This is a genomic window from Microcoleus sp. AT9b-C3, assembly GCF_036705485.1.
GTDB lineage: Bacteria > Cyanobacteriota > Cyanobacteriia > Cyanobacteriales > Microcoleaceae > Microcoleus.
Genome location: NZ_JAUBUR010000054.1, coordinates 1 through 12,034 on the forward strand (window position 1 = coordinate 1; position 12,034 = coordinate 12,034).

The 12,034-nt window shown below is 44.5% G+C and carries 12 protein-coding genes and 1 tRNA gene; 6 read left to right on the forward strand and 7 right to left on the reverse strand.

Translation table 11 applies throughout. The annotated features are described in order from the left end of the window. Positions 1-155: 155 nt before the first annotated feature. From QUB77_RS28980 to QUB77_RS28995, 4 genes are all read right to left on the reverse strand, one after another. A tRNA-Arg gene (locus QUB77_RS28980) sits at positions 156-241 on the reverse strand. A 28-nt stretch (positions 242-269) separates the two neighbouring features. After that, the gene (locus QUB77_RS28985) at positions 270-950 is read right to left on the reverse strand and encodes a hypothetical protein (protein WP_333180401.1); all 681 of its coding nucleotides are present in this window, start codon (positions 948-950) and stop codon (positions 270-272) included. Between the two features lie 186 nt (positions 951-1,136). Beyond that, on the reverse strand, positions 1,137-1,577 hold the full coding sequence (locus QUB77_RS28990; RefSeq protein ID WP_333180402.1) for a translation initiation factor: 441 nt from the start codon (positions 1,575-1,577) through the stop codon (positions 1,137-1,139). Positions 1,578-1,685: 108 nt separating this feature from the next. After that, a complete protein-coding gene (locus QUB77_RS28995; protein WP_333180403.1) occupies positions 1,686-2,189 on the reverse strand; it encodes a hypothetical protein in 504 nt (167 codons plus the stop codon). Positions 2,190-2,704: 515 nt separating this feature from the next. On the opposite strand from QUB77_RS28995, the gene QUB77_RS29000 reads away from it, so the two are divergent. Continuing rightward, complete coding sequence (locus QUB77_RS29000; protein ID WP_333180404.1) at positions 2,705-3,223, forward strand: pentapeptide repeat-containing protein; 519 nt, start codon at positions 2,705-2,707, stop codon at positions 3,221-3,223. A gap of 99 nt (positions 3,224-3,322) precedes the next feature. Here the strand turns inward: QUB77_RS29000 and QUB77_RS29005 are convergent, their stop codons facing one another. Then, positions 3,323-3,445, reverse strand: a complete 123-nt coding sequence (locus QUB77_RS29005) for a hypothetical protein (RefSeq protein WP_006633228.1) — start codon at positions 3,443-3,445, stop codon at positions 3,323-3,325. Positions 3,446-3,465: 20 nt separating this feature from the next. Here QUB77_RS29005 and QUB77_RS29010 point away from each other — a divergent pair, with 20 nt between their 5' ends. Both QUB77_RS29010 and QUB77_RS29015 read left to right on the forward strand, forming a co-directional pair. Then, positions 3,466-4,077: a DNA-3-methyladenine glycosylase gene (locus QUB77_RS29010; protein ID WP_333180405.1), complete on the forward strand. Its 612-nt coding sequence runs from the start codon at positions 3,466-3,468 to the stop codon at positions 4,075-4,077. Between the two features lie 49 nt (positions 4,078-4,126). Then, positions 4,127-4,426 carry a hypothetical protein gene (locus tag QUB77_RS29015; RefSeq protein WP_333050161.1) on the forward strand — a complete coding sequence of 100 codons (300 nt, stop codon included), beginning with the start codon at positions 4,127-4,129 and terminating at the stop codon, positions 4,424-4,426. Positions 4,427-4,530: 104 nt separating this feature from the next. Here QUB77_RS29015 and QUB77_RS29020 read toward each other — a convergent pair whose 3' ends face one another. Continuing rightward, positions 4,531-6,870, reverse strand: coding sequence for an NACHT C-terminal helical domain 2-containing protein (locus QUB77_RS29020; protein ID WP_333180406.1), 2,340 nt, complete (start codon positions 6,868-6,870; stop codon positions 4,531-4,533). A 139-nt stretch (positions 6,871-7,009) separates the two neighbouring features. Here QUB77_RS29020 and QUB77_RS29025 point away from each other — a divergent pair, with 139 nt between their 5' ends. Continuing rightward, the gene (locus QUB77_RS29025; RefSeq protein ID WP_333180407.1) at positions 7,010-7,234 is read left to right on the forward strand and encodes a plasmid mobilization protein; all 225 of its coding nucleotides are present in this window, start codon (positions 7,010-7,012) and stop codon (positions 7,232-7,234) included. Positions 7,235-7,415: 181 nt separating this feature from the next. On the opposite strand, the gene QUB77_RS29030 is transcribed toward QUB77_RS29025, so the two are convergent. After that, positions 7,416-8,912, reverse strand: coding sequence for a glycosyl hydrolase family 57 (locus QUB77_RS29030; protein WP_333180408.1), 1,497 nt, complete (start codon positions 8,910-8,912; stop codon positions 7,416-7,418). A gap of 180 nt (positions 8,913-9,092) precedes the next feature. On the opposite strand from QUB77_RS29030, the gene QUB77_RS29035 reads away from it, so the two are divergent. Both QUB77_RS29035 and glgA read left to right on the forward strand, forming a co-directional pair. Beyond that, positions 9,093-9,821 (forward strand): AIM24 family protein, encoded by a 729-nt coding sequence (locus QUB77_RS29035; RefSeq protein WP_333180409.1) that lies wholly within the window; start codon positions 9,093-9,095, stop codon positions 9,819-9,821. 304 nt (positions 9,822-10,125) lie between these two features. Then, positions 10,126-11,601, forward strand: coding sequence for a glycogen synthase GlgA (glgA, locus tag QUB77_RS29040; RefSeq protein WP_333180410.1), 1,476 nt, complete (start codon positions 10,126-10,128; stop codon positions 11,599-11,601). Positions 11,602-12,034: the final 433 nt, after the last annotated feature.

A 12,034-nucleotide genomic window follows, 5' to 3' on the forward strand; every position in this document is an offset into this window, starting at 1 on the left:
GAGCGGAATGAAGCGAAAGCTTCACGTTCCGTTCTGAAGGAGAGGTAGGGGTAGAAATGCCCCTATCGACTCTAACAAGTCTAGACCGCAAGAAATTAAATTCTTGCAGCTCAGGTGTATAGCCCAAAGCCACTACCGAGCAAGGTTGTTATCTGTGGGGATGGTGGGACTCGAACCCACAAAACCCTGGCAGGTTGTCCGGTTAGGAGCCGGATGCGTTTTCCAGTTCCGCCACATCCCCAAGTAAAATGCAGCGACGATACTTTGAATTAGGAACTCAAAGCATCGTCGCTGTTTGTTAAGGAAAATCTCATTTGCGGTGTCATTATGCTGCTCCCAGTATTTGAGGCTGATTGTTCGTTAAACGAATTTGAAGCATAAATATTTCGAGAAAGCTTTTTCCACCTTTTGTATTGTGGCTCTGCGCCCCGACGCAATTCTACGCTCAAGGAGTTTTTGGCTCGCCAAAATTCTTCTGCAGATTCCGTGTCAAATATGACTTCGACAATCTGATCGACTAGCATTGGCTGTTGACGATCGTTCAAAATCTTTTCTATCGATTCTGCAAAGGTCAGCCCCACGTACAGAGGACGCTTCATGTCCATTGGGCTGCGCTGAGGTCTGTTTTGAGAGCTTGCTTTTTCAAGACTTGCATCTTCAGAAGCAAGACTAATATTGGGTAGACCTCCTTTTAGATCTTCGTCTCCAGCAAGAGAACTTGTCGAAGCTACTTGACCCCCATTCAAAGCAAGTGCTTCTGTTTCCGAAGGTATGTCTGTCAGTGTTGATGCCACTTCCTGATGAGCCACCGCCAGCATATGCTCGTAATAAACGATACTTGCTTTTAGTTGTACAGCTTTCGCCTCTACCTCAGCAAGTTCTGACTTCTGCTGGTCAATTTGCTCTTTCAGCCATTTGACGTGCTGTTCGTGGGCAACATCCTGTGCCATAGCTCCTAAAAATCTCTCTGCTTTTTATAAGATAACACAAAAAAAAACTATGCGAGCAAAACATAAAAAAAATGCAAAACTCAACCTCTCTGTAAATGACATAACATACTGCTGCTAGTTCTCCAGAAAAAAAACACCCCCGTAGGGGTGCTGTTGCTTACCAGGTAATTTTTATAGCCAACTGAGTTAACTAAAGCCTTCTTCATCCGCCGGGTCGCCGTAGGGGTCTTCGCTGGCTGGACTCACGCTGCCGAACATTCCAGCATCCGCTACGTAGTCTGCCGGGTCGCCGTAGGGGTCTTCGCTGGCGGAAGTCAGGTTGCCGAACTGTCCGTAGTCGGTACCGGCGTACTCAGCCGGGTCGCCGTAGGGGTCTTCGCTGGCCGGGGTCAGGTTGCCGTACTCTCCGTACTCAGCCGGGTCGCCGTAGGGGTCTTCGCTGGCTGGAGTCACGTTGCCGTACTGTCCGTAGCCAGCCGGGTCGCCGTAGGGGTCTTCGCTGGCTGGAGTCACGTTGCCGTACTGTCCGGGATTTGAGGCATCTTCGTAATAGCCATCAGGATCGACTTGCTCGCTGTCTGGCCCGACGATCGCATCTTTTAACTTCCGCAAAAATCCGTCTACCATGATAAAGTTCCTCTTTTTTATGTGTTGAAAAACGACTGTTTTAGATTGGGAATCCCAGATTTAATTGAAAGTCACAGAACCTGCCATCTAAAATCTTAAATGGTTACACTACTGTGCCGGAACAGGAGCTGTAGCTTCCGGCAAGCTAGTAAGGTCACGACCGGTATTTTGGTTGTTGTAGCCCTGGAATTCGCGGTAACGCGCTGCCTCGGACTCCGGAACTTTAATTCCTCCAGGCGGGGGCGTTACCCAGTGAGCGCGATTCTGGGCATCGCGGTAGTAAACGCGACCGTTTTTGGAAAGGTAATGTTTTCCCTGGGGCCCCTTTTCTTGTTTATTTTTGTGCTGATTGTAGATGTAGTAAAGGGCCGCTGCTCCTACTAAAGTAATCCCAACTTTTTGAGCATTGCTCAGTCCTTTTTTCGCTTGTGGGGAAGGAGTGGAGCCACGATTAGTTTGCACTCCTCCAGCGCGAGTATCGTCCACAGGAGGCGGAGGAGCGTAAGTTCGCTCGTTAGAACCGCAAGCACTCACAAAGGGAAAGGTCAGCAGCGTTGTCAGCAGCAGAGCCATGAAGCGCGATCTTTTGGGTTCGGGTTTGATTGTGTTCATTGCCGCTCCGAATTGTCGGGATTTTAGGTAGGGTGTGTTCTCGCGAGGTTGAGGAACCTGAGCTGCTGCTAACAGTTTTTAGAGTAAATTAATTTCTCAAAGCAATTTTGACCAAAGTAGTTGCTGAGAATTTATCAACAGCGCAGGTACGGTATTGCGTTTCTATTTAATCATCCTCAATTCTCTCGAAAATTTGCTCATTCCAGGGATATAAATAAAGTTTCTTTTATTTCAGTCTGGAGGTATATGCAAATGCGCGCCTTCGGGTAAGAATAAATTCCGTTTGTGGACTGCTCAAAGCAAAGTGAAGCAGACGGACGGGACGAGTGCGAAGCTCAAAGCAGCACTGGGGAGGGAAAGGAGGCGGGATGTAGAAGTCTGGCGGTCTTTAATTACGCCGGACTGCTTGTGGGAGATGCCTGCAATTTTGTTGTAGAAATTCTGGAGAGGTCGAGCGCACTCTTGTAGAAATCTATTAACCGCGAGAGAAAGCCCCCGCAGCTTTTCGGATATTTATGAAATTAAATAATTTATTTACTGCTGGATTGTCCATCGCAGTTGTATTTACTGCGGCTAAATATCTAACTTTTTCAAATCAACAAAACCAAGTCAAGGAATTGCTGCAAACCAAACAGTGTCCCGATTGCAATTTTACCAATGCCAACCTAAAAGGATTAGACTTGCAAGGAGTCAACTTGCAGGGAGCTAATCTAGAAGGTGCTAACTTATCAGGAGCCAAGTTGACCAATGCCAACCTCACAAATGCCAACTTAAATAGAGCCAACCTCACGGGAGCTGATTTGGGCTGTGCCGGCATCACTTTCAACCTTGAGGCTAATGAAAAAGAAGCAAATATGGATTTTAATGTCACCGCTGTTCCACAACAGAATAACCCAGAAAATGCAGTAGTTGGTTTCAATATGAAAGCAACGGAGCAAGGAGCGACAATGCGTTTTAACCTCATGGGATGCGCGGACTTCTCGAATGCTAGCTTGCAAGAAGCTAAAATGCCAGATGGCACAATTCATCCTTAGTAAAACTAGCAAATACTGTTTAAATCGATTAAATCGAAAGAAAACCGCTGCCTGTTTTTCAGGCAGCGGTTTTTTAAGAAATTAACTGCACGCTTAAAATTAGTGAGCAGAACCGTTACCGTGATACTTGTCAGTATCGTAGAATCCGTTTTTTGTACCGAAGAACAGACAGCAAACGGTGAAAACTGCTGTCAAGACTGCTAAAACTAACTTAACGTCCATAATTTACCTGCTGTTGTTGAGTGAGTGCAAATACTCAGATTGTAGAATCTTTTTGGCTGGCGCGGCCATCTACCAGCGTAGCGCCAGATTTGCTGGGCTGTACTCTGGTGCGGCAGTTTCCTGACGGCGAGACAATTCGGGGAATGATTGTCGAAACCGAAGCTTACGGCCCGGGAGATCCCGCTTGTCACGCTTATCGACAGCGTACTTCTCGCAATGAGGTGATGTTCGGGCCTGCGGGTATGAGCTACGTTTACTTAATCTACGGGATGTATCACTGTTTTAACGTGGTGACGGATGCAGAGGGAGTTGCTAGTGCTGTGCTGATTCGAGCTTTGCAGGTAGATGCGGTTCCCAAGGGGTTCGCTGGAATTCCCGATAAGAAGCGATCGCGCCTCGCCGCCGGGCCTGGGAAACTGTGTAAGGTGCTTGATATCGATCGAACTTTAAGCGGTTTTCCCTTGGGTGCAGACCAACCGCTGCGGTTGGAACACCGGAGCGAGAACTTTCAGCAAGCTGTGGAGGAGGGTACAATAAATTTTGTGCAAACTACGCGGATCGGGATTTCTCAAGGAATTGATTTGCCTTGGCGCTGGTATGTAGGGAACTCTACGGCTGTGTCACAACTCTAGTAATGTCAAAGGTATCAGTGTAAATTTTGTCGCTTATCTTAGTGAAATTATGGCTTACTCTTCTGAAAACCCGATCGTACAACTCAAAAAATGCCTGACCCTGGCTCAGGATGTTGGTAGTCACACCGAAGCCAACCGGGCTTTCCAGCAATTGTGTGGGATTATCGATGCTGAAAACCCAATGGCGGCGCAACTTTTGGAGATGTTGTGGGAAGAAGCAATTATGGCGAGGCGATCTGCTTTATTTTGGCAGCAAATGAGCGATGTTGAGAAAGATATGGCTAATAGAATGATGGAAAATATGACGCAGATGCGGCAAAATTATTTGCGGCTGATGCAGGAAATGTAAGATTTTGGGAATGGGGAATGGGGCATCGGGCATGGGGAAATCGAGACTCTACTCTGACGGAGTGACAATCCCGTTCAGCTTGAGCATCTTTTCCCCTGTTTTTTCTAGCTGAGTGAGGAATCAAGGGGTAAAAATAGGTTGTCTTCGATGTGCGATCGGACTTCAGGTGAGACGTTACAACCACTGTTTAGGCATTCCATCAAAAATTTATTAGCCTGATCATACTGAACAAGCAATTTTTTTTGCGCTTCTGTGAACTGCCAATCCTGACCAATATTACGATAATGAATTATCACATCTCTTAAGTTTTTAGTCCACTCTAAACCATTATTTGCCCACCATTCCCTAAATATATCTCTCTTTGAAACAGGTAAGTAATTTTTCAATTGTTCAATTGTTTCCTTAAACTCAAAATTAGTATCTTTTTTTAGGATAGCGTCGAGAGTTCTAGTGATAGCATTAAAGATAACATCAGGATTAAAAATATTAATTGCTGTAGAGGTAGCAATTGTTCTACTAATAGCAAGAGCACTTATATAGTCGATAGCAATATCTATGTCAGTTGTGGTGTTGATATCAATATCTAAGCCAGTGGCAATAGTGTTAGTGGTAGTAACCTCAATAAGGCTACCAATAGCGCTGCCAGCACAGTCTGGGTCACTGGCGATAGCAATAGCGCGAGCGCGGGTAAGGTAAAAAAGACGAACGGCTGCTGGTTTGTAAGAAACATTAACTGAATTCGATTTCTTACTTACCCACCTAAGAAATTCCTGGAGTTTTGTATCAGTAGCCATGAGCATATCAAGTTGTTGCTTAATTAGTTGCAATAAGCTATCTGCTGGGGACAACATCTCAACACCCTGCAAAAATATTTCTCGCCAACGTGCTTCAGTTATGTGAACGACGAGTTGCTGACAACCCTGTTGAGAGCTTAGCAATTCCTCGGCAGTCAAATACTCTTGAAAAGTTTGATGAGAAAAAGCATATTGTTTCCATCCCTTTTTTACAATAAGACCAGATAAAACTTCAGTAGTGGATAAACTTTGAGAATAATTCGCAATAAGTGGCGAAATTTCTGCTTCTTCAAAATAAGACTTGCCCGCCTCAAAGGTTATAACTGCTATACGTCTTAAGAATTTTTTGAATTCAACTACATCTATGTGTAAACGCTCATTAAATTGATTCCATTTTTCTAGTAATAAATCTATTGCTTCTCTGTAAAGCTCAACTCTTTTAGACGGTAAATCTCCTCTTGCTTGAAAAATCAGACAAATTAGATGGAGTAACAGAGGCGTATCGGTCAGTTCTCGGATTCGCTGATTTTTGGGCAGATCCAGCTTTTTAATTAAGTCATTTGCTTTGGCAGATTGTTCTGGTTGTGCAATCACTGCAACTTCATCAAACCATTGTTTAATAAAATCGTCTCTCTGAGTTTTCTCAAAATCAGCTACTAAGTAAGAACGAAAATGAGCAAATTTTTTAGATTGATATGCTGGAAACTCCTTTCGACAACTGACTATAAATCGATTGTTGCTATAAATATCAACTAAATGATTAATTTGTGACTTAACAATACTAATTTTTTCTTCGATAACTTCATCTAAACCATCAAGCAAAAACAACAGTCTGCCGTGGTTCAGTAAACTTTTAAGTTCTTGTTCTGAAACATTACTACAGCAGTATTTGTTTTGAATGTATCCTAATATATCAATTTCATCGGAACGCTTGGCATTTTCAGCCAAAGTTTCCAGACTTATAAAAATAGGTACTAACTTGGGTTGAAACTCAATTTCCTCACAATTAAGTGCAATATACTGTAGTAATGTAGTTTTACCTGCACCAGGTTTACCTAATACCATCAGCTTTGAATGTCTCAGCACTACCTCATCCCATAATTGCCGTTCCTGACTAAATTCTCCGGCTCCAAAGCCTTGAGCTTCATTTAGTTTAGTCTGAACATACATCCTGCTAAGATTTCCCAGCATAGGAGTATAGGACAGGTTAAATGTGCATAAGTTTGCACACTGGTCTTGGAGCGTTTTGTTGAAATGCGATCGCACTTTCTCCACCAGCGCCTCTATATCCTCTGAAGGAGAAGATGCGATCGCACAATCACTACTCAAAAACTCTGAACTCTCGAAAGCTGCTTTTGCTGCAATATCTGCTTGTGGTAATAGTAAATTTTCTGCTGGCTCGGACGAGTGCGATCGCACCGGAGGCTGAGTAAATATTTTAATTAATTCAGTTAAATCAACTCCTAATACACTCGCTATTTTTTCAAGCGTTGTTGTTTTAGGTTCGGCAGTCTCTCCAGTTGCAATCTTACTAATCAAACCCCCGTCTAAACCAGTTTCTTTCGCCAGCTTACGCTGCGAGAAGCCTTTTTCTTTCAATAAGTTTTTAAAGGCGTCTCCCGCTTGCTTGTTTTTTTTAGGTCTTGGCACTTCAGAATCCCCTCGCAATTTTGTTCAACTCTTGTTCAACCGTTGCACGTTCAACCAGTTGAACACTTACAACTTTGCAAACTTCAAACAGCAGATCACACTGGTGACATAAGCCAAATATCGAACTATCAAACAACCCATGAACACTTCATATATCCAAACAACACTCTTTGACCTAGAATCCTACTCAGTCAACCGTCAACCGGAATCTCATAACCCCACCACCAAACGGACTGCATCAATCACAGTTTATCTGACTCCAGTGGAGAAGGCACAACTAGAAAAATACGCCACCAGCGCAGGCAAAACTCTGAGCGACACGATGCGCGAAGTCATTAAGCATTTGATACAGGGGGGTAACTAACTCTCAATCTCTCTCGCGATCGTCTTTGTATTTTGTGGGCGAGTAATGACGGGGTGACAACCTCATCATTACTCGGCTACAAGCGAGAGATACGAGAATTTTAGTCTTAAGTTGACACGACGAAAGGCTGTGGGGTGTCCCGATCCGCAGCTATTTGCCCGATCGCAATTACCAACTTTTCCTACTTCATTAAAGCAGCGCCGCGGTTGTAAAGTTCCCGCGCGTAATCAGTCCAAGTTCCCTGTCCCCAATAGCGGAAACAGCTTGTTTGCACCAACAAATTGTAAAGCAAAGCTTGCTGGTATTCAAACTGCTTGGTAACGGTCGCATCTTGCTGCAACAGCGGGTCGTATTTTTTGTGAAATGCTGCGCTGAGTAGATTCATCGGTTCCAAGACATTTTCGTAACCTTTCACCCAACTCAAATCGTTTGTCCAAGAAGCACCATCCATGTGAAAATTATGGTCTGTTTGCTTGAGTTGGGCGATCGCACTTTCCACTTTTTCCGGTGTAGCACTATCAGGATCGACTAGGTGCCAGATTTTGTGCTGGTTAATCCCCTGACAAATCGGATAATCATCAGGATTAACCCCCGCCGCTTCAATCATCTCCAAATATTCAGTGCCGTTTAAACCGACAACGCCGGATTTTCCCCCGCCTTGTTCGCGGTTTTCGTGCCAAGCTTTGACAAAAGCGCTGGGGAATTCATTCATCATCACGCCACCATTTTCGCCGTCGGCAATCTGAGTGACTAAAGAAGGAACTGTGACATTGCCAATTTGCTGTTTATTGCGTCCTTTCGCTTCGTAATAAGGCTGCATTTGACCGACCAATTTTGTATCGGAACCTTGAGTTTTAATCAAAGCCGTGATGCTGATTGTTTCGCCGTGAGAATTGCGGGCAACTAAACGGTTGGGAATATATTTTTGGTCTTGCGACAATCCCGAACCGTCGGGATTTTCTACAGAATGTTCCTGCACCATCAGCCAGCGATAGCCGCATTCTTTCAAAGCTTTGATGTATTCGTACAGTGTATCTGGGTGATTGGGAAAGTGCATTTCTGGGGGCGAAAAACCTTTAACCCGCTTCAGGGCATCCAAGCCAAAAATTGCCGCAAAATGATGTTGCCATGCTTGAATTTGAAGTTTGATGTCGGGAATGGGAGTTGAGGGAATGACGGCGTGACTCCACATTGTGCCCAGCCATTCTACGTGAGGTTGATATTGAGGATCGCAGGTAATCCGCTTGAGATTATCAAAGATATCGTCGCGTCCCATTTGGCGCAATCCCCACAATAAATTGCCTGAATAGTCGAGCATAATTCGCGGGTTGCAGCCTTCGCCAATCAGTTGGGGAATGAATTCTCCCATCCGAGAATAGCACCAAGCAAACACTCCGGCATTGTGATTGTCTCCTTGGTTGGGATGTTCAAACATATTCTGGAGATTGCTGATCAGTTCGCCGTTTGCACCGGCAGGAATTGTCGGTTGGTGCATATGCAGGGCGCAGGCGAATCCGGCTTGAATGTTTTCCAGGCGCAGATTTGTGGTAGGTAGAAAGATTGGTTCGTTGCTATTGGCTGCGGCACTGATTTCTGCTTCGGAGCCGCAAATATTGGGTAATCCTGAGTTGATTTCTTGTAAAATGGGTGAATTGGGAGACTGTGCGATCGCAGGCATAAGTTTTTCTCAACAATTGTGGAGGGGCACTGTCTGCTATTGCTAAGATAGCTAGATACTTTAACAGTAGCAGAGCAAGTCTGCAAAAGATAAATTTCGCAAGATAAGTCCGGGAGCGCGGAAGCTCCTAATCTTGGGTAAAATGTTTAACACATTTCACGTAAATAGGCGAGGTAAATTATGAAATACGAAATCAAGCTTTTGGAACCAACGGATTTGTGGTACGTCCAAAATAACATCAATAAAGAAACCAACAAGTTTTACCATCCCACTAAGAATATTCCGTTGGTTCAACAAGCGGAAATTAACTTGAACAATTCGGGTGTGATTATTCAAAAAGGTGCGCTGCATTGGTGTATGGGGAAATTGACTTCCGGTGTTTATAAAACGGATAACCGTTTGAAAGATATGTGGGTATCTTTGACAACGGAAATGGACTACAACGCTCCCGTATATCAAGGGATTGGTACGGTGAAACTGGAACCGAGACAAAAAGGGCATTTCCTGCATTATACGCCGATCGAGCTTTCGGATGGGGAGCAGTGGGAGTTTGATGACGGTATATTTCAGTTTTGTTCGGACAATGTAGTTATCGGTGCTAAAAAACTGAAATTCCGACAAGTGGCTGCTTCTAATGACGGTAGGTGGAGAATTGCTGTTACAGCTTTGCGCGAGCAAAAAGCTACTGTTGTAGCTGCTACAAATTCCCCGGCTAAGGTTGTCGAACTCAGACAAGGTGAAACTTTGATAGCTGATTGCGATTTGGTTAAAGGATTTACCAAGGGGATTGAAGAAGATTATCGAAAATTAGGTCATTTTGGCAAAGGGGGTGGAGAGGGTTATGTTTGGTATTATCAGGGGAAAGGTAAATTATTAGTATGTGAAAATGATGCTATGGGTTTGGGTTGAGTTATTGACAGCGACAGGAGATGCGATCGCTCAAAACGAATGGATTTGACAAATTAGTTTGATTGTCGCAAAACCTGGAAAAACAGCTCATCGATTGCAATTTGGCACATTAGGGACACGGCAGTGCCGTGTCCTTACCTGTATTTTAAGCAACAGTCCGATCGCCCAAATCCGTCTCAACATCGGCTAGCTGCGCCTATTTTCCCTGTATTCCCAATGGCCGACTTGCTTATCTGCCTAGAAATCATATACTTTGTCAAGTTAAGAAAATATTTTTTTGATTCATCCAGGAGCGAGAAAAAAAATGTACATAGTACAAATTGCCTCGGAGTGCGCCCCCGTCATCAAAGCAGGAGGTTTGGGCGACGTAGTTTACGGCTTGAGCCGGGAGTTGCAGAATTCCGGTCACTGCGTCGAGATTATTCTACCCAAGTACGACTGCATGAGGTACGACCACATTTGGGGACTTCACGAAGCCTACCGGGATTTGGCTGTGCCCTGGTACGGCGGCGAAATCCTCTGCGATGTCTTGTGCGGCTGGGTGCACGGGCAGTTGTGTTTTTTCATCGAACCTCGCTCTCAAGATAACTTTTTTAATCGCGGCTGTTATTACGGCTGCAATGACGACAATATGCGGTTTGCATTTTTCAGCAAAGCCGCTTTGGAATTTTTGCTCAGAAGCAACAAGCGTCCCGATGTGATTCACTGTCACGACTGGCAAACGGGTTTGGTGCCAGTCTTGCTGTTTGAAATTTACAAATACAATTGGATGGAAAATCAGCGAGTCTGCTATACCATTCACAATTTCAAACATCAAGGCATGGGAGGTAGCGATATTTTGAATGCAACGGGTTTGAATCGAGAGGATTATTATTTTGATTACGATCGCCTCCGAGATAACTTTAACCCTTTTGCTATCAACTTTATGAAAGGCGGCATTGTTTACTCGAACTTTGTTACCACAGTTTCGCCACACCACGCTTGGGAAGCTCACCTCGGCGAGTTTGGCTACGGTTTGGGTCACACTTTACACTTGTATCAAGAGAAGTTTCGCGGGGTGCTCAACGGCATTGATTATGATGTGTGGAATCCCGAAAGCGATCGCTACATTCCGCACCACTACACTAAGGATGATTTGGCAGGAAAAGCCAAAACTAAAAAAGCTTTGCGCGATCGGCTGTTCCTGCGCGATGCTGACAAGCCTATTATTACCTTTATCGGTCGTTTGGACGACCAAAAAGGCGTTCATCTCGTCCACCATGCAATTTATTACTCTCTGAGTAAGGGAGCGCAATTCGTGCTTTTGGGTTCCGCGACGGAAGCGGGAATTAACGCTCATTTCCAGCACGAAAAATACTTTTTAAATGACAATCCCGACTGCCATTTAGAACTAGGTTTTAATGAGGAACTCTCACACTTAATTTATGCGGGTGGGGATATGATTGTGGTTCCGAGTAATTACGAACCCTGCGGGCTGACTCAGATGATTGGGTTGAGGTACGGTACTGTTCCTGTGGTGCGGGGAGTTGGCGGTTTGGTCAATACTGTGTTCGATCGAGATTACGACACCCGCCACCTCCCAGAAGAACGCAACGGTTACGTGTTTTACCAAACCGACTACTCGGCTTTAGAATCGGCGCTCGATCGGGCGATCGGATTGTGGTATGACTATCATGATGAATTTGAAAAACTCATGCTTCAAGGCATGAATTGTGATAATTCGTGGAAATATCCAGCTAAAGACTATGTGGAAATTTACGAGCTAATTCGACACAAATAATCAGTAGGGCTAGCAGTGTGCAACTGACTAACTGTAGGGTGTTCACAGCTAGCCCGCGTCTGGGTGGCTGTTGAGCCTGGTCAGGAAGTTTGACCGTTGATACATGGCGGTGACGCTAATCGGTTGGGAGATGGCTCTTGCTTTTTTTTGGGAGCGCGAGGTTGTTTAAGCAATCTTTTTAAATTTACCCTGTGGGCCAAATTTAATAAAACCTCTAAAAGTTGTTGTCGCTCACAATTAGTAAAAGCACTGTCTGCCCTTTGATGGCAGAGAGTCAGAAACCTACGGGGATAGGGCTGGGGAGTTTTTGGAGATGTCTATTGCAAACAAGTGTTGTGATACCTATTCAGCAAAAATATTTGTCATAAATACAGTTCTCGACGCATCAAGAAATTCATAAGCAAATTTTTTGACGTTGCATAATAGCGGGAGG

Coding starts and splice junctions, on each gene's coding strand:
- QUB77_RS29030 (WP_333180408.1), bottom strand. CDS start 8,912: ATGCCTGCGATCGCACAGTCTCCCAATTCACCCATTTTACAAGAAATC.
- QUB77_RS28995 (WP_333180403.1), bottom strand. CDS start 2,189: ATGAACACAATCAAACCCGAACCCAAAAGATCGCGCTTCATGGCTCTG.
- QUB77_RS28985 (WP_333180401.1), bottom strand. CDS start 950: ATGGCACAGGATGTTGCCCACGAACAGCACGTCAAATGGCTGAAAGAG.
- QUB77_RS29005 (WP_006633228.1), bottom strand. CDS start 3,445: ATGGACGTTAAGTTAGTTTTAGCAGTCTTGACAGCAGTTTTCACCGTT.
- QUB77_RS29035 (WP_333180409.1), top strand. CDS start 9,093: ATGAAATACGAAATCAAGCTTTTGGAACCAACGGATTTGTGGTACGTC.
- QUB77_RS29000 (WP_333180404.1), top strand. CDS start 2,705: ATGAAATTAAATAATTTATTTACTGCTGGATTGTCCATCGCAGTTGTA.
- QUB77_RS29025 (WP_333180407.1), top strand. CDS start 7,010: ATGAACACTTCATATATCCAAACAACACTCTTTGACCTAGAATCCTAC.
- glgA (WP_333180410.1), top strand. CDS start 10,126: ATGTACATAGTACAAATTGCCTCGGAGTGCGCCCCCGTCATCAAAGCA.
- QUB77_RS28990 (WP_333180402.1), bottom strand. CDS start 1,577: ATGGTAGACGGATTTTTGCGGAAGTTAAAAGATGCGATCGTCGGGCCA.
- QUB77_RS29015 (WP_333050161.1), top strand. CDS start 4,127: ATGGCTTACTCTTCTGAAAACCCGATCGTACAACTCAAAAAATGCCTG.